General features: G+C 73.3%; 18 protein-coding genes and 2 pseudogenes. 8 read left to right on the plus strand and 12 right to left on the minus strand.

Annotated features, from left to right (window positions below; genetic code table 11):
- Window positions 1–56: 56 nt before the first annotated feature.
- The 5 genes from ACWCYO_RS03245 to ACWCYO_RS03265 all read right to left on the minus strand — a co-directional run bounded on the left by ACWCYO_RS03245 (window position 57) and on the right by ACWCYO_RS03265 (window position 8,112).
- Window positions 57–1,616 (minus strand): recombinase family protein, encoded by a 1,560-nt coding sequence (locus tag ACWCYO_RS03245; protein WP_449783179.1) that lies wholly within the window; start codon window positions 1,614–1,616, stop codon window positions 57–59.
- Between the two features lie 316 nt (window positions 1,617–1,932).
- Entirely contained in the window at window positions 1,933–4,704 is a 2,772-nt protein-coding gene (locus tag ACWCYO_RS03250) for a SpoIIE family protein phosphatase (RefSeq protein ID WP_449783180.1), read from the minus strand.
- A 138-nt stretch (window positions 4,705–4,842) separates the two neighbouring features.
- Window positions 4,843–5,463: an NUDIX domain-containing protein gene (locus tag ACWCYO_RS03255; RefSeq protein WP_449783181.1), complete on the minus strand. Its 621-nt coding sequence runs from the start codon at window positions 5,461–5,463 to the stop codon at window positions 4,843–4,845.
- 193 nt (window positions 5,464–5,656) lie between these two features.
- On the minus strand, window positions 5,657–7,138 hold the full coding sequence (locus ACWCYO_RS03260; RefSeq protein WP_270144444.1) for a DUF4190 domain-containing protein: 1,482 nt from the start codon (window positions 7,136–7,138) through the stop codon (window positions 5,657–5,659).
- Window positions 7,139–7,293: 155 nt separating this feature from the next.
- Complete coding sequence (locus ACWCYO_RS03265) at window positions 7,294–8,112, minus strand: methyltransferase domain-containing protein (protein ID WP_449783182.1); 819 nt, start codon at window positions 8,110–8,112, stop codon at window positions 7,294–7,296.
- 192 nt (window positions 8,113–8,304) lie between these two features.
- On the opposite strand from ACWCYO_RS03265, the pseudogene ACWCYO_RS03270 reads away from it, so the two are divergent.
- Together ACWCYO_RS03270 and ACWCYO_RS03275 are read left to right on the plus strand one after the other, a co-directional pair.
- Window positions 8,305–9,482, plus strand: a pseudogene (locus tag ACWCYO_RS03270) (dihydrofolate reductase family protein).
- 122 nt (window positions 9,483–9,604) lie between these two features.
- On the plus strand, window positions 9,605–10,222 hold the full coding sequence (locus ACWCYO_RS03275) for an HAD-IA family hydrolase (RefSeq protein ID WP_405000810.1): 618 nt from the start codon (window positions 9,605–9,607) through the stop codon (window positions 10,220–10,222).
- 65 nt (window positions 10,223–10,287) lie between these two features.
- Here ACWCYO_RS03275 and ychF read toward each other — a convergent pair whose 3' ends face one another.
- Window positions 10,288–11,361: a redox-regulated ATPase YchF gene (ychF, locus tag ACWCYO_RS03280; protein ID WP_270144450.1), complete on the minus strand. Its 1,074-nt coding sequence runs from the start codon at window positions 11,359–11,361 to the stop codon at window positions 10,288–10,290.
- An 84-nt stretch (window positions 11,362–11,445) separates the two neighbouring features.
- The gene (locus ACWCYO_RS03285) at window positions 11,446–11,859 is read right to left on the minus strand and encodes a VOC family protein (RefSeq protein WP_449783183.1); all 414 of its coding nucleotides are present in this window, start codon (window positions 11,857–11,859) and stop codon (window positions 11,446–11,448) included.
- 282 nt (window positions 11,860–12,141) lie between these two features.
- On the opposite strand from ACWCYO_RS03285, the gene ACWCYO_RS03290 reads away from it, so the two are divergent.
- The gene (locus ACWCYO_RS03290) at window positions 12,142–12,594 is read left to right on the plus strand and encodes a DUF6542 domain-containing protein (RefSeq protein ID WP_270144454.1); all 453 of its coding nucleotides are present in this window, start codon (window positions 12,142–12,144) and stop codon (window positions 12,592–12,594) included.
- Window positions 12,595–12,657: 63 nt separating this feature from the next.
- Here the strand turns inward: ACWCYO_RS03290 and ppgK are convergent, their stop codons facing one another.
- Window positions 12,658–13,404: a polyphosphate--glucose phosphotransferase gene (gene ppgK, locus ACWCYO_RS03295; protein ID WP_270144455.1), complete on the minus strand. Its 747-nt coding sequence runs from the start codon at window positions 13,402–13,404 to the stop codon at window positions 12,658–12,660.
- 144 nt (window positions 13,405–13,548) lie between these two features.
- On the minus strand, window positions 13,549–14,523 hold the full coding sequence (locus ACWCYO_RS03300; RefSeq protein ID WP_270144458.1) for a 4-hydroxy-3-methylbut-2-enyl diphosphate reductase: 975 nt from the start codon (window positions 14,521–14,523) through the stop codon (window positions 13,549–13,551).
- Window positions 14,524–14,588: 65 nt separating this feature from the next.
- Here ACWCYO_RS03300 and ACWCYO_RS03305 point away from each other — a divergent pair.
- Window positions 14,589–15,334: pseudogene (locus ACWCYO_RS03305) on the plus strand (amino acid permease); the annotation flags it as partial.
- A 10-nt stretch (window positions 15,335–15,344) separates the two neighbouring features.
- Entirely contained in the window at window positions 15,345–16,556 is a 1,212-nt protein-coding gene (gene xseA / locus ACWCYO_RS03310; protein WP_270144460.1) for an exodeoxyribonuclease VII large subunit, read from the plus strand.
- Window positions 16,557–16,565: 9 nt separating this feature from the next.
- On the opposite strand, the gene ACWCYO_RS03315 is transcribed toward xseA, so the two are convergent.
- Window positions 16,566–17,054, minus strand: a complete 489-nt coding sequence (locus ACWCYO_RS03315) for a GNAT family N-acetyltransferase (RefSeq protein ID WP_449783184.1) — start codon at window positions 17,052–17,054, stop codon at window positions 16,566–16,568.
- A 92-nt stretch (window positions 17,055–17,146) separates the two neighbouring features.
- Here ACWCYO_RS03315 and ACWCYO_RS03320 point away from each other — a divergent pair, with 92 nt between their 5' ends.
- Together ACWCYO_RS03320 and ACWCYO_RS03325 are read left to right on the plus strand one after the other, a co-directional pair.
- Entirely contained in the window at window positions 17,147–17,404 is a 258-nt protein-coding gene (locus ACWCYO_RS03320; protein WP_449783185.1) for an exodeoxyribonuclease VII small subunit, read from the plus strand.
- A 110-nt stretch (window positions 17,405–17,514) separates the two neighbouring features.
- Complete coding sequence (locus ACWCYO_RS03325; RefSeq protein ID WP_270144465.1) at window positions 17,515–18,117, plus strand: malonic semialdehyde reductase; 603 nt, start codon at window positions 17,515–17,517, stop codon at window positions 18,115–18,117.
- Window positions 18,118–18,212: 95 nt separating this feature from the next.
- Here ACWCYO_RS03325 and ACWCYO_RS03330 read toward each other — a convergent pair whose 3' ends face one another.
- Entirely contained in the window at window positions 18,213–18,749 is a 537-nt protein-coding gene (locus ACWCYO_RS03330; RefSeq protein ID WP_270144468.1) for a DUF4245 domain-containing protein, read from the minus strand.
- Window positions 18,750–18,964: 215 nt separating this feature from the next.
- On the opposite strand from ACWCYO_RS03330, the gene glpX reads away from it, so the two are divergent.
- On the plus strand, window positions 18,965–20,005 hold the full coding sequence (gene glpX, locus ACWCYO_RS03335) for a class II fructose-bisphosphatase (RefSeq protein ID WP_270144470.1): 1,041 nt from the start codon (window positions 18,965–18,967) through the stop codon (window positions 20,003–20,005).
- A 187-nt stretch (window positions 20,006–20,192) separates the two neighbouring features.
- Here glpX and ACWCYO_RS03340 read toward each other — a convergent pair whose 3' ends face one another.
- Window positions 20,193–20,570, minus strand: coding sequence for a WhiB family transcriptional regulator (locus ACWCYO_RS03340; protein WP_405000811.1), 378 nt, complete (start codon window positions 20,568–20,570; stop codon window positions 20,193–20,195).
- Between the last annotated feature and the right edge of the window lie 40 nt (window positions 20,571–20,610).

The raw sequence follows: 20,610 nt of genomic DNA on the forward strand, positions 1-20,610 counted from the left end.
CCGAGTCGCCTCGGGGGCTGATGCTATGAAGTTATGGGACCGTACGCCGCCTACGGTCAGTTGGTGCTGCTCGCTTTTGTGGACGCGACCGCTCCGGAGATCCGTGCTGCCAGATCCTCCGGCCACTCAGCCCGGATGGCGATCCCAGTTTCGTTCGGGTCGGTCTCCCCAAAGTCCAGAGGTCCGACCACCGGCTCAGTGACCTTGCTGATGATGATGCGGACCCCCAGGTTCCTAAGGAAGTCCCCACGGGCGGTCGGGTCCAGGTGGGCGGCGAACCACTCAATGAAGGTCTGTCCGGTACCCGTCTCCTCCCAGCGCCCCGGGACCACCGGCTCGGCCTCCAGCTTCGCCAGCGTCTCCGCGTGCTGCCCCATTGTGGCGGTGATCGCTTCGACCTGAGCCTTGGAGGTAGCGGCGGCGATTGCCCACGTGAGCCGTTCGATGCCTTCGCGGAGGGTCTTGATCTGCTCCGTGTGATCCACACCCGGGATGTAGGTCCGGTTCATGATCTCCAGGTGTCCGACCTCATCCATCACGAGAACGAACACCACCCGCTCGAAGTATTCGGCCGGGAAGCTGTTCTTCCGGTCGCACTTGCGGCACCGGTAGTAGAGCGGAGCCTTTCCGTTCCGCTTCTTACCCGGGTTCCGGTTGTACGCGCCCTCGCACTCGCAGAACACGACACCGTGCAAGGGTGCCGAGGTGCGCTTGGTGGTCACCTTTCGGCTCCTCTTATCCAATGCGGTCTGGAGAGCTTCGAACTGGGAGTCCGTGAGAACGGGGTCCGCCCACAGGGACGGCATGCCGTTCGGTCCCATGATGGTCTCCCCCTTGTGAACCGCGTGCCCGAGCAGGACCGGGTTCCGCAGTGCGGCCTTGAGGTTCTGCTGGTTCCAGAGGTTGTTGCGCAGCTCGGTCTTGACGCCTTCTCGCCCCTCGGTCGCATTGCAGTGTCGCTGGTAGTCGGACGCCGACATGATCTTGCGCTGGTTCCAGTCCCGTACGACAGCGGAGACGGTCCACTTCTGGTTGACGATCCTGTCGTACGCCTCCAGGACCAGCTTGGACGTCACAGGGTCCGGCATGAGCTTCCACCGGGAGCCTTCAGGCGTCTCAACGCGCACGGCCCGGTACCCGAAGGGCCAGACCCCGCCCGGCCAGTAGCCCATGGCCCGGAAGTGTTCCGTCTGGTTGCGTCGCTTCTTCGAGACCGCCTCTCGGTAGTCAGAAGCCAGACCAGCCTTGACGTTGGCCATCATGCGCCCCCGCGAGGTGGAGAGGTCGAAGCCAGGGTCATCCAGGATGATGACGGTCTTGTCGTGTTCCAGGACCCATCCGACGAACGCCGACCAGTGCAGATCGTTCCGGCTGATCCGGTCCTGCTCCGTCACCATGAGCGCGTCCCAGGAATGGATCAGCGGTTCCTTGAGCCACTTGCCGAGGGACTTCCGGTCCCAGAGGTTCACCGCGCCCGACACGGTCGCGTCTTCCACCCACTCAACCAGGGTGTGGCCGTTGGTGACGATCGCCCGGCTCAGGTCGGCGTGCTGCCGTTCCAGCGCGGACGACGTCTCAGTGTCGCGGCTGATCCGCTTCACCGGCAGAACTCGCATAACTCGGCCTCCAAGTAGGTGGTCCCTACCGGTCCGAGCTGGTGCTACGCGGCCGGTCGGGACCGTGGCCGGTGTTGGGCAACCACCCTAACCGACCCCTCCAACCCGCGACCGTCCGGATGTCGAGAAGACCGAGTATTCATCATCGAGGGGTGCGTTCACACGCCCTCAACATCACAACATCAGATCGGGCGAAGGTTTTTGTCCTACCGCCCGCGCAACCACAATGCCACGCTCGCGCCCCCTTCCGGAGCGCGCGCTCCCCCGGGGCGCCCGATGTCATGTGCGGCACGGTTCTCCTGCGGCTCTACTCGCGTCACTGCTCGCCGGGGTCACTACCCGGCAGCGCCAGCTCGAACCAGACCACCTTGCCGATCCCCTCGGCCCGGGCGCCCCAGTGCAGCGCCAGCCGGTGGACCAGCTCCAGGCCCCGGCCGCCCTCGTCGGCCTCGGCCGCGTGACGCTCCCGGGGCGGGTCCGGCAGTGGGTCGGAGACCTCGACCAGCAGCGTCTCGCCGAGCGTCAGCCGGACCCCGATCGGGGCGCTGGTGTACCGGACGGCGTTCGTGACCAGCTCGCTGACCAGCAGCTCGGCGGTGTCGGTGAGGTCCTCGACGCCCCACTCGGCGAGCGTGGCGCGGACCAGCCGGCGGGCCCGGGAGACGGCGGTGGGCTCGGCGGGCAGGGTCCAGCCGGCCGTCGGGGTGCCGGCCTGGCCGTGCCCGAGCCGGGCCAGCAACAGGGCGACGTCGTCCGGCTCGCGGCCCTGCTCCATGGTGTCGAGCACCGCCTCGCAGGCGGCCTGGATCGAGGCGTACGGCTCCTGGAGCACGGTGATCAGCCGGCCGAGGCCGACGTCGAGGTCCTTGTCCCGGGACTCCACCAGGCCGTCGGTGCACAGCGCGAGCAGGCTGCCCTCGGGGATCTTCAGTTCGACGGATTCGAACGGAACTCCGCCCACGCCGAGCGGGGCACCGGAGGGCAGGTCGAGGATCCGGCCGGCGCCGCCGGGCAGCGGGCCGCCGGTGCGGGTCGGCTCCGCGGTCTCCTCGCCCGGCACCACCAGCACCGGCGGGATGTGCCCGGCCTTGGCCACCGTCAGCATCGCCGTGCCCGGGTCGAAGACGGCGTAGACGCAGGTGGCGAGCAGCGCCTCGTCCGGCCCCTGGGCGAGGTCGTCGGCCAGCTCGTGGACGTGTCGCAGCAGGACGTCCGGCGGCAGGTCGAGGGCGGCCAGCACCCGGACGGCGGTGCGCAGCCGGCCCATGGTGGCGGCGGCCCGCAGGCCGTGGCCCATGACGTCGCCGACCACCAGCGCGGTGCGGTCGCCGGGCAGCGGGATGACGTCGAACCAGTCGCCGCCGACCTCGGTGCCGCTGCTGCCGGGCACGTAGCGGTAGGCGACCTCGACGCCGGTGGGCTGCGGGACCTGCTGCGGGAGCAGGGTGCGCTGGAGGGTGAGCGCGGCGGTGCGCTCGCGGGCGTACAGCCGGGCGTTGTCCAGCGAACTGCCCGCCCGGTCGGCGAGTTCGACGGTGAAGGCGAGGTCGTCGCGGTCGAAGCCCTCGCGGTAGCCGGCCCGGCTGACCAGCAGCAGGCCGATCACGATGCCGCGGGCGCGCAGCGGGACGACCAGCATCGAGTGCACGCCCAGGTCGCGGGCGGCCTGCATCTTGGGGTCGCCGGGGTAGGTGACGTCGTCGAGCTGGTCGGCGCCGGAGAGCAGCTCGGGCACGCCGGTGCGCAGCACCCGTCCGCAGGCGGACTCCTCGGCGAAGGTGATCCGGGCGCCGCGCCGGAGCATCACCTCGACCTCGGGGCCGTCCTGGACGGACGCGGTGCCGAGCTGGAGCAGCGAGGTGCGCCGGTCGTGGCCGTGCCGGGGCAGGTCGTCGCCGTGGGCGACGGCCTGGAGCAGGATCACCGCGGAGTGGTCGGTGAGCCGTGGGACGACGGAGCTGGCGAGTTCCTGGGCGATCCGGGCGGCGTCCAGCAGGTCGCCGACCCGGGAACCGAACTCGTTGAGCAGCGAGAGCCGGCGGCGGGCGTGCTCGACCTTGGCCACTGCACGGTAACGCTCCGTCACGTCCATCACGGTGCCGGAGATGCCGAGCACCCGGCCGGCGCGGTCGGTCATCCGGCTGTAGGAGATCGAGCGGTAGCCGGGCCGGGTGGTGACCGGGGAGGCGAGGGTGACGTCGATGACCGGCTCGCCGGTGGCCAGCACCTGGCGCTGGATCGCGGTGATCTCGTCGGCGGCGCGCTCGGGCAGGGTCTCGCCGGTGGTGCGGCCGACGTGGTCCTCCAGGGCGACGCCGTTCATCTCGGCCAGGGTCTGGTTGACGGCGGTGTAGCGCAGGTCGCCGTCCAGGATGGCGATGCCCAGCGGGGACTGCTCGAACAGCGCGTCGCGCACCGCGAGGTCCCGCTCGATGGCCCGTACGGCGGCCGCCTCGGCCAGGTTGACCTGCAGGAACGGGGTGCCGTCGCCGTCCACCAGCAGGGAGATCCGGGCGTCCACCGCGACCGGCAGGCCGTCCCGGTCGCGCAGCTCGGCGTTGCCCGCCCAGCGGCCGTTGCGCAGGGTGTCCTGGATCGCGATCCGGATCCGGGCGACCTGCCCCTGGTCCGGGATCAGCTCGTCGATCCGGCGGCCGACCAGCAGCTCGCTCGGCCAGCCGAGCAGCTCCTCGGCGGCCGGGCTCCACAGCACCACCCGGCCCGCGGTGTCCAGGATCGCGATGGCGACCTTCAGCATGTCCAGCAGGCTGCCCCCGGGCGGCGCGCCGAGGCCCGGTCCGGCGTCGGCCGGCCCGCCGGGGAACGGCCGGCCGGGGCGGCTGCGCACACCGGGCTGGACGCCGGATTCGGGGACGGCCGGGGTCGGCGCCGGCTGGACGGGGGGCGCGGCACCGGGGCCGGCGGGGCCGGTGGGGGCGGCGGGGCCGGTGGGGCCGCCGCGTCGGCGCCCGGACGGCGGTTGCGGGGCGGTCGGCGGGGCGGCGCGGCGCAGTCGGGCGCGGGCTGCGGCGCCTCCCGAGGGGCCTGCTCGCCGCGCTGCCCCGCCGCCGTTCCCGGTTGTCGACACCGACGGGGCCTCCGGCTCTGGTCGGGATCGGCGGCGCCGGCTGGGGCGGCTCACCGATGGTGACGAATAGTGCCGAAAAGTGACATACCCAGCAGATCCCAGGCTATCCCGGCTCGCGGGTCCTCTTGTTCGATTGACCTATCCGGCGGCTCGCGCGTCGTCCGCCGCCGCGAGCAGTTCGGCGACGTGCGGCAGGACCTCGCGGTCGTGCTCGATCCAGTCCACGGAGTCCAGCTCCGCCGGGCCCAGCCAGCGCAGCTCGTCGTGGTCCGTCAGCAGGCTCGGCTCGCCGGCCAGCAGCTCGGCGGCCCAGAACCGCAGCTCCAGCCCCGGGCGCACGGTCCACGCGCCGGGCAGCCGCCGCAGCGCCCGCGCCCGTACGCCCAGCTCCTCGAGCAGTTCCCGCTCCAGCGTCTGCGCCTCGGTCTCCCCCGGTTCGGCCTTGCCGCCGGGGAACTCCCAGCGCCCGGCCACCGCCGGTGGAGCGCTGCGCCGGGCGGCGAGCACCCGGCCGCCGCGGATCAGCGCGCCGCCGACGACGATCCTGAGCGGGGTGACGTCGGGGCTCTCGCCGGTCTGTTCCATGCCGCGACCCTGCGGGGCGGGGTCGGCGGCCTCGGACTCGACCCAGTACATCTGCTTGTGGCCGCGCGCCTCGAAGTCGTCGGCGACGCGCCGTGCCTCGGCCTCGGCCAGACCCTTGGCGACCAGGAAGCGGTTGCCGTTGTCGTCCTGCCGCATCACCCGAAAGGTGCCCATGCGGGGAGGGTACCGGGCGGCCCGCCGGGTGTCCCCGGCCGGCGTGGGGGTCGGGCCGGGGACACGCCGTCGACCCTACGGGCCGCGCGCTACCGGCAGGTACGGGCCGCGTTAACGCTGCGTAACCGGCGGACCGGCTCAGGCGCGGCTCGGAACCGGGTCGGCCGCGGCTCGGCATCGGCTCAGGACCGGGTCAGGCGCGGAGGTCGGGCACCTGCTCGCCGGTGGACAGGCCGAGCGAGCGCCGGATCTCCACGCTGATCGGCACCGTCTTGGCGATCAGCGCCCGGGCCCGGCGCAGGTCGCCCGCCACGTCGCTGCCGGAGGCCGCGTCGTCCCAGGCGGTGGCCGCCTGGGTCTGGGTCTCGGCCAGCTTGTCGACCTTCGACTGGATGTCGGTCGGCCACTCGGCGGTCGGCTTGCGCAGCGCGGCGGCCTCGGCCCGGGAGGCCGCGGCCATCCGCCGGGCCCAGGAGCGGTACTCGGCGTCGGCGACGGCCACGTCCTTCTTCGGCTCCTCCGCGTAGGCCGCGTTGAAGCCCCGGACGGCGTCCAGGTAGGCCAGCTGGACCGAGGTCAGGGTGCGGCGGTCGGTGCGGACCGTCCCCAGGTGCTGGTCCTCGCGGTCCTCGAAGGCGCAGGTGACGTACCGTTCGCCGGCCGCCCAGTTGCCCGCGCTCGGGTAGAGGTAGACGTCGTCCATGCCGTCCGGGACGGCCCACTGGTCCAGCGCGTAGTCGTCGAGCACGGTGCGGCACAGCGCGGCGGCCCGCTCGCGCACGGCGGTCGCGCCCGGATAGGGGCCGGTGCCGTCGGGGATCCGGGCGCTGCCGGCCACCTCGCCGTGGTGCGGGTCCGAGCAGGCCACCCGGCGCACCCAGTAGACCGTCTCGTCGCCGTTCTCGTCCGTCTTCCCGCTCACGTCGGGCGAGTTGTAGCACTCCCCGGCCTTCAGGGCGGACCAGCGGACGGATCCGGCCGGGGGCTTCTGGGCGTACCCCCCGTCGCGCCCGTCCCGCGCGGAGCCGAAGTCCCCCGCCCCCAGGGCGAGCGACAGCAGCAGGGTGCCCGCCACGCCGAGCACCAGACCGGCCACCGCCATGCCTCGGCCGCGCTGACCGCGACGGTTGATCTGGGTCAGCGCGATGATCCCGAACACCAGGGCCACCGGCGAGAGCAGGCTCAGGCCGGTCGCCAGGGAGCCGATGGCGAAGCCGTTGGTGCGCGGCTCCGGCTGGGGGTCGTACGGATGGTGCGGGCCGTACGGGGCGTGGGGGTGCCGCGCGTACGGCGAGTGCGGGTTCGGGCGCTGGTTCGGGTTCGCGTACGGGTTGCCGGGCCGGAGGCCGGACTCGGCGGAGGGCGGCACCGAGGCCCAGCCGCCGGCCGGCAGCGGCGGGGGCGGCGGCTGGGGCGGGGCCTGCGATGAGCCGGGGGCGGCCTGCGCGGGCCGGTCGGCCGGCGGGGCCCAGGGGTCGGCGGGTCGCTCCGGCGCCGAGGCCTGTGAGGTCTGCGAGGCCGGCGAGGCGTCCGGTTCCGCCGGGTGCTCCGGTTCGGCCGCGTCCGTCGCGCCGGCGTCCTGCGGCTTCGGCTGCTCCGCGTCCGGGTCCTTGCGGAAGTCCACCCGCGGGTCCGGCCCCGGAGCGGCGGGCAGCTCGGACTCAGGCTTGGACACGTGGACTCCCCCGACCCGCCGGGGCGGGCCTCGACTCGGCGTTTCGGCACTCGACACCGCCGCCCGGGCCGGACGGGGCCCGATGCGAACGGTCGCGCGACTTTACCCGATCTTTCCGAACATCCGCCCGGCCGATACCGCCGCCGTCCGCGGGCTCAGACCCGGGCCAGGATCTCGCCGTGGATCATCGAGAACCACCCGTCCTCGGCGGCGCTCCACTCCCGCCAGCCGTCCGCGATCCGCTCCAGCTCGGCCCGGTCGGCGAAGCCCCGTTCCACCGCCGTCCGGCCGAACGCCGTGCCGGTCACCCGGTCCGCCCACATTCCACCCCACCACTCGCGCCGCTCGGGCGTCGCGAACGTCCAGGTGCCGGCGCTCACGGTGACCTCGGTGAGGCCGGCCGCGCGGGCCCAGGACAGCAGCCGCCGCCCGGCGTCCGGTTCGCCGCCGTTGGCGCGGGCGGTCCGCCGGTACAGCTCCAGCCAGCGCTCCAGCGCGGGCACCTCCGGGAACCAGGTCATCGACGCGTAGTCGACGTCCCGGGCCGCGACCACCCCGTCTGACGCCGTCACCCGGCGCATCTCGCGCAGCGCGGACACCGGATCGGCCAGGTGCTGCAGCACCTGGTGGGCGTGCACCACGTCGAACTCGCCGTCCCGGTACGGCAGTCGGTGCACGTCCGCGAGTTCGAACACCACGTTGGACAGGCCGCGCCCGGCGACGTACCCGGCGGCCTGCTCCAGCACCTCGGCCGAGGTGTCCACGGCCACCACCCGGCCGCCGGGGCCGACCAGCTCGGCCAGGTCCGCGGTGATCGTGCCGGGGCCGCAGCCGACGTCCAACAGCGCCTGCCCGGGCCGCAGTCGACCCAGCAGATAGGCGGCCGAGTCGGCGGCGGTACGGGAGCGGTGCGAGCGCAGCACGGCCTCCTGGTGACCGTGGGTGTAGGCGGCGGCAGGCCGTGGTCCGGACATGGTGTTCCCCCTGAGGCGTGATCGGTCTTCCGTTTCCGCGACGCCCCGACGCTACTCCTCATCCCGCATGACGAGAAGAAACGTCTCACACTGCGAGCACTGGAGGGCCGAGCCGCAACCGGCCGCCGTACCGTGGAGGCGCCCGACCGAACGTGCCCCGCCCTAACGTGTCCCGACAGAACGGCCCCGCCCATGCCCGGCCCCGGCCCGCGCCCCTTCGTCCTGCTGAGCGCCGCCGTGTCGCTCGACGGCCACCTCGACGACGCCTCCCCCGAGCGCCTGCTGCTCTCCAACGCCGCCGACTTCGACCGGGTCGACGCGGAGCGGGCGGCCGCCGACGCGATCCTGGTCGGCGGCAACACGCTGCGCGCCGACAACCCGCGGCTGCTGGTCAACGACCCCGCGCGCCGGGCCGCCCGGGTGGCGGCCGGACGACCGGAGCACCCGTTGAAGGTGACGCTCAGCGCGAGCGGCGCGCTCGACGCCGAGCTGCGGTTCTGGCACACCGGCGGCGCGAAGATCGCCTACACCACGGAGGCCGGGGCGGCGGTGCTGCGGCCCCGGCTCGACGGGCTGGCCAAGGTGGTCGCGCTCGGCGGTTCGGTGGACCTCGGCGCGGTGCTGGACGACCTGGGCGCGCGCGGGGTGCGCCGACTGATGGTCGAGGGCGGCGGCGGGGTGCACACCCAGTTCCTCGCCCTGGGCCTGGCGGACGAGCTCCAGCTGGCCGTCGCCCCGCTGCTGGTCGGCCAGGCCGAGGCGCCGCGGTTCGTCCGCCCGGCCGCGTTCCCGGGCGGCCCGGCCCGGCGGATGCGGCTGCTGGAGGCACGTACGGTGGGCGACGTCGTCCTGCTCAGGTACGCCCCGAAGGAGCCCGCGCCGTGAACCACCCCGCGACGAACCGTCCCGCGGCGGACCGCCCCGAGACCACCGACCTCGGTCACCTGCGCCGGGCCGTCGAGCTCTCCCGTCGCTGCCCGCCCTCCGAGACGGCCTTCTCGGTCGGCGCGGTGATCGTCGGCGCCGACGGCGAGGTGCTGGCGGAGGGCTTCAGCCGGGAGACCGACGCCCACGACCACGCCGAGGAGGCCGCCCTGGCCAAGCTCCCGGCGGGCGATCCCCGGCTGCGGGGGGCGACCGTCTACAGCAGTCTGGAGCCCTGCGGGCAGCGCGCCTCGCGGCCGGTGCCGTGCGCCCGGCTGATCATCGCGGCGGGCGTGCCGCGGGTGGTGGTCGCCTGGCGCGAGCCGGACCTGTTCGTCACCGGCTGCCAGGGCACGGCCCTGCTGGAGGCGGCCGGGGTCGAGGTGGTGGAGCTGCCGGAGCTGGCCGAGGAGGCCCGGGCGGTCAACGCCCATCTGCTCCGGTGATCTTTTGTATCATTTAGAAACAAAGGGCTCGTCTTCGCCGACGTCCGCCGCCATTCCCTCCCAGGAGCCGCCCCGTGCCCGCCACCCCCGTCCGGTTCACCGCCCGCGCCCTCCTCCTCGACATGGACGGCACCCTGGTCAACTCCGACGCCGTGGTCGAGCGCTGCTGGAGCCGCTGGGCCGTGCGGCACGGCCTCGACCCGGTCGCGGCGCTCGCCGTCGTCCACGGCCGCCAGGGCCACGCGACCATGGCCGAACTCCTGCCGGACCGCCCGGTCGAGGTCAACCTCGCCGAGAACGAGCAGATGCTCGCCGAGGAGCGCGCCGACACCGTGGGCGTCGTCCAGGTCCCCGGCGCCGACGCCTTCCTCGCCGCCCTGACCGGCCTGCCGCACGCCCTGGTCACCTCCGCCGACCTGCCGCTCGCCCGGATCCGGATGGACGCCGCCGGCCTCCCGATGCCGCCCGTCCTGGTCACCGCCGAATCCGTCGGCGCCAGCAAGCCCGACCCCGAGGGCTTCCTCAAGGGCGCCGCCGCCCTCGGCTTCGCCCCCGCCGACTGCCTCGCCTTCGAGGACTCCGGCGCCGGCATCGCCGCCGCCCGCGCGGCCGGCATGCGCGTCATCGGCATCGGCCCCCGCGCCGCCGCCCACCACCCCGACGCCCTCGCCCCCACCCTCGAAGCCGTCACCGTCACCACCGCCCCCGACGGCACCCTCACCCTCACCGTCCCGGCCTGACCACGGAACGCCGGAGGGGGCCGGACTTCCCAGCGGAAGTCCGGCCCCCTCCAAGCGAGTTGCGGTCAGACGTTGAAGCGGAACTCGACCACGTCGCCGTCCTGCATGACGTACTCCTTGCCCTCGATGCGGGCCTTGCCCTTGGCGCGGGCCTCGGCGGTGGAGCCGGTCTCGACCAGGTCGTCGAAGGCGATCACCTCGGCCTTGATGAAGCCCTTCTGGAAGTCGGTGTGGATGACTCCGGCGGCCTCGGGGGCGGTGGCGCCCTTCTTGATGGTCCAGGCCCGGGCTTCCTTGGGGCCGGCCGTGAGGTAGGTCTGCAGGCCGAGGGTGTCGAAGCCGACGCGGGCGAGGGTGGCGAGGCCGGGCTCGTCCTGGCCCATGGACTGGAGGAGCTCGAGGGCCTCGGCGTCGTCGAGCTCGATCAGCTCGGACTCGATCTTGGCGTTGAGGAAGATCGCCTCGGCCGGGGCGACCAGCTCGCGCTGGGCGTTCTTGAACTCCTCGTCGGCCAGCTCGTCCTCGTCCACGTTGAAGACGTAGAGGAAGGGCTTGGCGGTCAGCAGGTGCAGCTCACGGATCGGGGCGGTGTCGAAACCGGCCTCGAAGAGGGTCTTGCCGGTCTCCAGGATCGCCTGGGCGGCCTCGGCGGCGGCCAGCACGGGGGCGGTGTCCTTCTTCAGGCGCGCCTCCTTCTGGAGGCGCGGCAGGACCTTCTCGATGGTCTGGAGGTCGGCCAGGATCAGCTCGGTGTGGATGGTCTCGATGTCGTCCTTGGGCGACACCTTGCCGTCCACGTGCACCACGTCCGGGTCGGTGAAGGCGCGCACGACCTGGCAGATCGCGTCCGACTCGCGGATATTGGCGAGGAACTTGTTGCCCAGGCCCTCGCCCTCGCTGGCGCCGCGCACGATGCCGGCGATGTCGACGAAGTCGACGGTGGCCGGGAGGATGCGCTGGGAGCCGAAGATCTCGGCGAGCTTGGTCAGCCGCTCGTCCGGGACGCCGACGACGCCGACGTTCGGCTCGATGGTGGCGAACGGGTAGTTGGCCGCCAGCACGTCGTTCTTGGTCAGGGCGTTGAACAGGGTCGACTTGCCGACGTTCGGCAGGCCGACGATTCCGATCGTGAGCGACATGAAGCGCAGTCCCGTGGGCTTGGAGGAGTTGGGTCGGCACCGTACGGGCCGACCCCCAAGTCTACGGGCAGCGCTCCGTACGCCTCACGCCTCGGTCGGGCCCGGCAGCGGCTCCAGGAACTCCAGCCGGTTGCCCAGCTTGTCGGCGGAGTAGAAGCGCCGGTGGCCCGGGTGGTGGTCGTCCCAGATCACCTCGTGGCCGTGCGCGGTGAGCCGCTCGGCCAGGGCGTCCAGCGAGCGCACCAGGATGCCCGGGTGGCCCTTGCGGGCCGGGCGGAAGTCCGGGGTGACGCCGAGGTGCACCTCGACGCCCCCGCCGCGGAACCAGCAGCCGCCGCGGGCGGCCAGCACCGGCGGCTTCTGGAGCTCCGTCATGCCGAGCACGCCGGACCAGAAGGCGCGGCACTCGTCCTCGGCGCCGGCCGGGATGTCGAGCTGGAAGTGGTCGAGGCGTTCGAAGGTGAAGTCGGCGGTCATGCCAGTCCCCGATGCGGTCATCAGATGATCATGATGTGTCGACTCGGCCGAGCAGTCAGCGCCTTGAGTGACGATCACAGGAGTACGCCATCCGGAGACACGGGACAAGTCCTGAACGGTCCATTACACAGTGTGGCGATGATCGGACCGTACGTTGGGCGGGTGGAGCAGAGCATCCGTACCCAGCCGCCAGGGCCCAGACGCCGTCCGCCGAACGGCGCGGCCGCGGCCGCCGTCCCCGGTCCCGGCCGGGCTCCCGACAGCACCGGAGCCCCCGCCGCACCCCCCGCCCGGCCACGTCCGGTGACCGACCGGCCCGCGGCGGCGCGCCCGTCCGCGGGGCGTCGGCTGCGGGTGTACGGGCGGCGCCGCACCGGCCGGCCGACCCGGCTGACCGCGATCGGCACCGGCGTGGTCGCGGTGCTGGCCACGCTCGTGGTGGCGGGCCTGGACCGGCTGCTCTTCGGCGACCTCGGCTGGCTGTTCGGCCTCGGCTACCTGGTGGTCTGCTTCCAGCTGGCCGTCCGGGTCCGCTACGCCGACCTGCTGGCCGCCCCGATCAGCGGGCCGATCGGCTTCGCCCTGGCCCTGCTGGTGCTCGCGCCGGTCAGCTCCTCGGGCGTCACCGCCCAGGTGGTGGGGCTGGCGACCGGGCTGGCGCTGCGGGCCGGCTGGCTGTTCTCCGGCACCGGGCTGGCCGCGCTGATCGTGCTCGCCCGCTTCGTCGCCCAGCGCCGGATCCACCGCTCCCGCTGAGGGCCCGCTTCCGCTGAACCGCCGCGCGCGGGCCCTCAGCGCGCGGGCCGTCAGCCCGGGCCCTCAGAGCGCCGCCCGGGCCGCCGCCATGGCGGCCCCGACGATGCCGGCGTCGTTGCGCAGCTCCGCCGGCACCACCCGCGCCTCGCGGTCCTTCAGCAGCGGCAGGAACTTCTCGTGCTTGCGGCTCACCCCGCCGCCGATCACGACCAGTTGCGGCGAGAACAGCCTCTCCACCAGGTCCAGGTACTCGTCGACCCGCCCGGCCCACTCCTCCCAGTTCAGCCCGTGCCGCTCCTTGGCGGCCGAGGAGGCCCGGCGCTCGGCGTCCTTGCCGCGCAGCTCCAGGTGGCCGAGCTCGGTGTTGGGCACCAGCTTGCCGTCCACGAAGAGTGCGCTGCCGATGCCGGTGCCGAAGGTGAGCACCAGCACCACGCCCGGCTCGCCCCGCCCGGCGCCGTGCGCGGTCTCGGCGAGGCCTGCCGCGTCCGCGTCGTTGAGGACGGTCGCGGGCAGGTCCAGCGCCTCGCGGAACAGGCCTGCGGCGTCCAGGCCGATCCAGCCGTGGTCCATGTTGGCCGCGGTTCTGGTGCGCCCGCCGACCACCACGCCGGGGAAGGTCAGCCCGACCGGGCCCTGGTGGTCGAAGTGCCGGACCACCTCGCGGACGGCGGCGACCACGGCCTCGGGCTCGGACGGCTGCGGGGTGAGCACCTTGTGCCGCTCCTGGGCGAGCACACCCCGGGCGAGGTCGACCGGGGCACCCTTGATGCCCGAACCGCCGATGTCCACGCCGAATACCGCCGCCATCGCTCCACCCTCCGCCGTTCGGCCGTGGACCGGCTCGTCCACAGCCTGTGCACAGAACTCGGCTCAAACCTACGAGAGCCCGGGCGGCCGCGCACGGCAGAGGACCCGGTGCCCGCACCGGGCACCGGGTCCTCGACGGACGGCTTACAGCTTGCCCGCGGCCTCGGCGCGCAGGTCGCGGCGCAGCTCCTTGGGCAGCGAGAAGATCAGGTGCTCCTCGGCGGTCTTGACCGTCTCGACCGTGTCGAAGCCGCGCGCGGCCAGGAACTCCAGCACGCCGTCGACCAGGATCTCCGGCACCGAGGCGCCGCTGGTCAGGCCGACCGTGGTGACGCCCTCCAGCCAGGACTCCTGGATCTCCTCGGCGAAGTCGACCAGGTGGGCCGCCTTGGCGCCGTACTCGAGGCCGACCTCGACCAGGCGGACCGAGTTGGAGGAGTTCTTGGAGCCGACCACGATCAGCAGGTCGGTCTCCGGGGCCAGCTGCTTGACCGCGACCTGGCGGTTCTGGGTCGCGTAGCAGATGTCGTCGCTGGGCGGGCTGACCAGCGCCGGGAAGCGCTTCTTCAGCTCGCCGACGGTGGCCATGGTCTCGTCCACCGACAGCGTGGTCTGGGACAGCCAGACGATCTTGGACTCGTCCCGAACCTGCACGTTGGCGACGTCCTCGGCACCGTCCACCAGGTGGATCCGGTCCGGGGCCTCGCCCATGGTGCCGATGACCTCCTCGTGGCCCTCGTGGCCCACCAGCAGGATGTCGTAGCCCTCGTCGGCGAAGCGCACGGCCTCCTTGTGCACCTTGGTGACCAGCGGGCAGGTGGCGTCGATGGTGGCGAGCTTGCCGGCCCGGGCCTCGTCGTGGACGGCCGGGGCGACGCCGTGCGCCGAGAACACGACGATCGAGCCCTCGGGCACCTCCTCCGTCTCGTCGACGAAGATCGCGCCCTTCTTCTCCAGGGTCTGCACCACGTACTTGTTGTGGACGATCTGCTTGCGGACGTAGATGGGCGCCCCGTACTGCTCCAGGGCCTTCTCCACGGCGATCACGGCGCGGTCGACACCCGCGCAGTAGCCCCGGGGGGCGGCGAGCAGGACACGGCGCTGCGCGGTGTTGGACATGGCTCCATCGTACGGGGGACCCGGAGCCCCGCCGCCCGCGGCGGGGAAGCCGCGCCGACGGCAGGCACCTGCTGATCCCCGCGGTGGCCTACCTGTTCTCCGGGATCGCGCTGCACTCGCTGGTGCCGGGGGTCTCGCGCTGGCTGTGGACGGCGATCGCGGTGGTGGTGACCACGGCGCTCAACCTGATCGGGGTGCGGACGGCGGACGCGGTCGGCTTCGCGGTGCTCGCGCTGGAGCTCGCGGCGCTGGTGGTGTTCGTGGTCGCGGCCGTGGTGGTGCTGGCGCAGCACGGCACCCGGCGCGGTTGGGACACCCCGTTCACCGCCGTCGGGGACTTCTCGCTCACCGCGGTGCTCGCCGCGGTCTCCGTCGCGGTGCTCTCCTACCTGGGCTTCGACGCCATCGCGACCTTCGTCGAGGAGGCGGTCGGCGCCTCGGCCGCGGTGGCCCGGGCAGCGCGGTGCGGCGCCGGGCACTGCCCCCGGCCGCGGTGATCACCGTGGCGGCGGCCGTCCGGGCGGCCGACCGGGACGACGGGCTGGACCAGCTGACCTCGGTGGTGGACATGGGCGCGCTGACCGCCTTCGCGCTGCTGCACGCCTCGGTGATCGGCTGGTACACCGTCCGGCACGGCTCGCGCGACCGGCCGCGCCACCTGCTCGTCCCACTGCTGGGCATCGCGGTGATCGGCGCGGTGATCCACGAGGCCTCGACCCCGGCGCAGCTGGTCGGACTGGTCTGGCTGGCGGTCGGACTGGTGGTGCTCGGCGTCCAGGGCAGCACGGACGGTGTCGGCGGGCGCCGCTAGCCTCGTACGCATGGCCAACACCAGCTCCCCCGAAGCCCCGCTCCCGGTCGGCAAGGTATCCGCGCTGATCGGCGGCTGGATCGACCGGCTCGGCTCGGTGTGGGTCGAGGGGCAGATCACCCAGCTCAGCCGGCGCCCCGGGGCGGGCGTGGTGTTCCTGACCCTGCGCGACCCGCAGGCCGACGTGTCGCTCACGGTCACCTGCTTCCGCAAGGTGTTCGACGAGGTCGCGGACGTGGTGCAGGAGGGCGCGCGGGTCGTCGTGCACGCCAAGCCGGAGTGGTACGCGGCCCGCGGGCAGCTGTCGATGCGGGCCTCGGAGATCCGGCCGGTGGGCCTGGGCGAGCTGCTGGCCCGGCTGGAGCAGCTGAAGCGGCGCCTCGCCGGGGAGGGCCTGTTCGCGGCCGAGCGCAAGCGGCGGCTGCCGTTCCTGCCGCAGTGCGTCGGGCTGGTCACCGGGCGCGGCTCGGCGGCCGAGCGGGACGTGCTGGAGAACGCCCGGCGGCGCTGGCCGGCCGTGCGCTTCGAGGTGCGCAACGTCCCGGTGCAGGGGATCAGCGCGGTGGAGCGGGTGAGCGCGGCCGTCCGGGAGCTGGACGAGCACCCCGAGGTGGACGTGATCATCGTGGCCCGGGGCGGTGGCAGCGTGGAGGACCTGCTGCCGTTCTCGGACGAGGGGCTGGTGCGGCTGGTCGCGGCCGCCCGGACGCCGGTGGTCAGCGCGATCGGGCACGAGCCGGACCAGCCGTTGCTGGACTTCGTCGCCGACCTGCGCGCCTCCACCCCGACCGACGCCGCCAAACGGGTGGTTCCGGACGTCGGCGAGGAGCTCGCCAAGGTCCGCCAGCTGCGCGACCGCGCCCGTCGGCACGTGCTGGGCCGGGTCGAGCGCGAGCAGCACGGGCTGGACGGGCTGCGCAGCCGCCCGGTGCTGGCCGCCCCGCATCGGATGCTGGACGGACGCGGCCAGGAGGTGGAGGGCCTGCTGGAACGAGCCCGGCGCACCCTGCGGCACCGGCTGGACCAAGCCCAGAGCGACCTCGGCCACACCCTGGCCAGGGTGGTCGCGCTCTCCCCGGCGGCCACCCTGGAGCGCGGCTACGCGGTGCTGCAGCGGGCCGACGGCACCGTGGTGACGGACCCGGCGCAGGTCTCGGCCGGGGAGGGGTTGCACGCCCGGGTGGCGGGCGGCGGCTTCGACGTGGCCGTGGCGGACAACTAGGGCGGAGAACTAGTAGGAGCGCTGCCGGGACAGCGCGATCGAGTGCTCGCCGAAGCCGAGGCTGCGGTAGAGCGCCTCGCCGCCGCTGCTGGCGTGCAGGTCGATCCGGCCGACCCGGCGGCCGTCGAACCAGTCCAGCAGCGCCTCGGTGCAGGCCCGGGCGTAGCCCCGCCGCCGGTGGTCGGGGTCGGTGCAGATGTTGAAGACGAAGCCGAACAGGCCGTCCGGGTTGCCGGGCGAGGGCAGCCGTTCCTCCAGGGTGCCGACGGCGCAGGCGGCGAGCCGGCCGGGCCGCCCCGGGTCGTCGACCACGAAGGAGGGCATGGTCAGCTCCTCGGCCGGGGCGGCGAGGCGCTCGCGCAGCATCCGCTCGGCGGTGGTCTGCCAGGGTCCGGGGCCGGCCAGGGCGGCCATGCCGGGCATCGCCTCGAACATCAGGTTGCGCAGTCGGACGAGCTCGGGCGCGTCGGCCGGGACGGCGGGTCGGACCTCGGTCATGCGGCGGAGGCTAGCGCCGCCGGTCGGCCGGGCGCACCCGGGTTTCGGGCCGCGCGGGCTTCCTGTCGGCGCCAGCCCCTACGCTGGCACCCATGGCAGAGCAGCAGGAGCAGCAGGACGCGACGGCGCCGACCCCGGACGACGCGCTGGGCTACGAGCACGCCCGGGACGCCCTGTTGGAGGTGGTCCGGCAGCTGGAGAACGGCGGAATTTCCCTTGAGGAGTCGCTGGCGCTGTGGGAGCGTGGCGAGCAGCTGGCGAAGGTCTGCCAGCGCTGGCTGGACGGCGCCCGGGCCCGACTGGACGCCGCGCTGGCCGCCGAGGAGGGCGCGGGCCCGGGCGGGGAGTGAGGCGGATCACACCCCCTTGGGGAATCGTTGAATCTTCACCTATGTTGGAGGAGCTGATCGGCCACGCCGGTCACACCGACGAACCCCTCTTCCGCATGAGGTGCAGAAGCATGACCACCGACGCCCTGGTACTCGACGCCGCCGCTCAGGACCTGCTGTTCCGCGAGGCCCGCACCGCGAACACCTTCACCGACGAGCCGGTCACCGACGAGCAGGTCCAGGCCATCTACGACCTGGTCAAGTACGGCCCGACGGCCTTCAACCAGCAGCCGCTGCGCGTCGTCCTGGTCCGCTCGGCCGAGGCCCGCGAGCGCCTCGTCCAGCACCTGGCGGACGGCAACAAGGCCAAGACCGCCACTGCCCCGCTGGTCGCCATCCTGGCCGCGGACAACGAGTTCCACGAGGAGCTGCCGACCCAGTTCCCGCACTTCCCGCAGGCCAAGGACGTGTTCTTCGCGGAGCGCGCCGTCCGCGAGCAGTCCGCCAAGCTGAACGGCGCCCTGCAGGCCGCCTACTTCATCGTCGGCGTGCGGGCCGCCGGCCTGGCCGCCGGCCCGATGACCGGCTACGACGCCGAGGGCATCGACAAGGAGTTCTTCGGCGACGGCGAGCACTCGGTGCTGGCCGTGGTCAACATCGGCAAGCCGGGCGAGGACGCCTGGTTCGACCGCTCCCCGCGCCTGGCGTACGAGCAGGTCGTCACCACGATCTGAGCGCACACCACGATCTGATCGCACTCCGCGACGGCGAAGGGCCCGCACCGGTTCGTCCGGTGCGGGCCCTTCCGCATGCCTGCCGGGGGCCGGCCTTACTTGAGCGCCTGGGCCAGCTCGGCGAGTTCCTGGTAGGAGGCGGTGCCGGTGACCAGGGTGGTCGCCGAGCCGCTCTGGGCGGTCAGCGCCCGGGCCTTGTCGCCCTGCACCCGCTCCCAGGTGTGCCCGGCGGCGTCCGAGCTGCCGTCCGGCTGGGCGCCCGCGACCTTGTCGGCGAGCAGCTTGTCGCGCGGGACGTCGGCCTGCTCGACCGCCGCGTACTGGCCGGAGGGCGTCACGAATCCCAGGTGCCAGGCGTTGCCCTTGCCGCCGTTCAGGTCGGCCGGCGTGTAGCTGACCGAGGTCGCCCGCCACTTGTCGGACAGCCCGTCCGGGGACAGCAGCGGGTAGGGCGCGGCGCGCTTCGCCGAGGCCGCCGCCACCTTGTACTCGACCACGTGCACCGGGTCCCTGTCCGCGTCGTGCGGGAGGAACAGGTAACCGATCCAGACGACGAAACCGACCGCCAGCATCGACAGGACCATGTCCCGTACGGTCTGCCGACCCCTCATGCCCTTGCTCTCTGCAGCCACCCCCACATGGTGACTCATCCACATTCCGGCGGGGCCACCCGGGGTGTGCACGTCCGGGTGAAGCAGGACGAAGCAGTGCATTTCGCCACAGGGTGGCGACCCGCGCCACAGACAGTCATCTCGTGGGCAGATACGATCGCATCACCCTCACCACGGCGTTCGACCAGGCAGTAGTCGGGCGCTCACTGGCCGTCGCGTACAGAGAGGTAACGACGATGACCACGCAGTACCCGCACCACCTTCCCAGCGCCCTGGAGGTCGCGCCCGAGGCTCCGGACCGGAACCTCGCGCTCGAGCTCGTCCGGGTCACCGAGGCGGCCGCGATGGCCGCCGGCCGGTGGGTCGGCCGGGGCGACAAGAACGGCGCGGACGGTGCCGCCGTCAAGGCGATGCGCACCCTCGTCTCGACCGTCTCGATGAACGGCGTGGTCGTCATCGGCGAGGGCGAGAAGGACGAAGCCCCGATGCTGTACAACGGCGAGCGGGTCGGCGACGGCACCGGCGCCGAGTGCGACGTCGCGGTCGACCCGGTGGACGGCACCACGCTGACCGCCAAGGGCATGAACAACGCGGTGGCGGTGCTGGCCGTCGCCGACCGCGGCACCATGTTCGACCCCAGCGCCGTGTTCTACATGGACAAGCTGGTGGCCGGGCCGGAGGCCGCGGAGTTCGTCGACATCACCGCCCCGGCGGCCGTCAACATCCGCCGGGTCGCCAAGGCCAAGGGCAGCGCCGTCGAGGACGTCACCGTGGTCGTGCTCGACCGCCCGCGCCACGACGGCCTGGTCCGGGAGATCCGCGAGGCGGGCGCCCGGATCAAGTTCATCTCCGACGGCGACGTGGCCGGCGCCATCATGGCCGCCCGCGAGGGCACCGGCGTCGACCTGCTGATGGGCATCGGCGGCACCCCGGAGGGCATCATCGCGGCCTGCGCGATGAAGTGCATGGGCGGCGTGATCCAGGGCCGGCTGTGGCCCAAGGACGACGCCGAGCGGCAGAAGGCCCTCGACGCCGGGCACGACCTGGACCAGGTGCTCACCACCGACGACCTGGTCAGCGGCGAGAACGTGTTCTTCGTCGCCACCGGCATCACGGACGGCGAGCTGCTGCGCGGCGTCCACTACCGCTCGGAGACCGCCACCACCAGCTCGCTGGTGATGCGCTCCAAGAGCGGCACGATCCGCGAGATCAACTCCGTCCACAAGCTGTCGAAGCTGCGGGCCTACAGCGCGATCGACTTCGACCGCGCCAACTGACCCGGACGCGACCGGCTCACCACGCGGCCTCGGCGGAATCCCCCTCCGCCGAGGCCGCGAGGCTTTTCCAGCCGGCCGGCCGCGCCGGCCCGGGCCGCGGGCCGGTTGGGGCCTACCTTCGAGCCAGTCAGGGCCGGTCTTCAGGCCGGCCTTCGGACCAGTCTTCGGACCAGTCTTCGGCCCGCCGTCAGCCGGCTATCCGGCGCCCGGCCGTGGCCACCCGGGCCGCCTCGCGCAGCTCCGCGTCCCGGCGGCGGCGCCGGGCCAGCACCACCCGCCGCTCGGCGGCCGTCAGCCCGCCCCAGACCCCGTACGGCTCCGGCTGGGCCAGTGCGTGCTCACGGCACTCCAGCAGCACCGGACAGCGGGCGCACACCTGCTTGGCCTGCTCCTCCCGCGACAGCCGGGCCGCCGTCGGCTCCTTCGAGGGCGCGAAGAACAGCCCCGCCTCGTCCCGCCGACAGGCCGCACCGGTGTGCCACGGATTGTCCTCGCCCGCGGCCGCGCCCGCCGCGCCGCCCGGGGGCTGCGGCTGGGGGCGGACGGCCGGACGGCGCTCCAGCAACTGCGCGGCGGCGACTGGCGAGGTGGTGCGGGACTCGATC

It is taken from the genome of Kitasatospora sp. NPDC001683 (assembly GCF_053596495.1).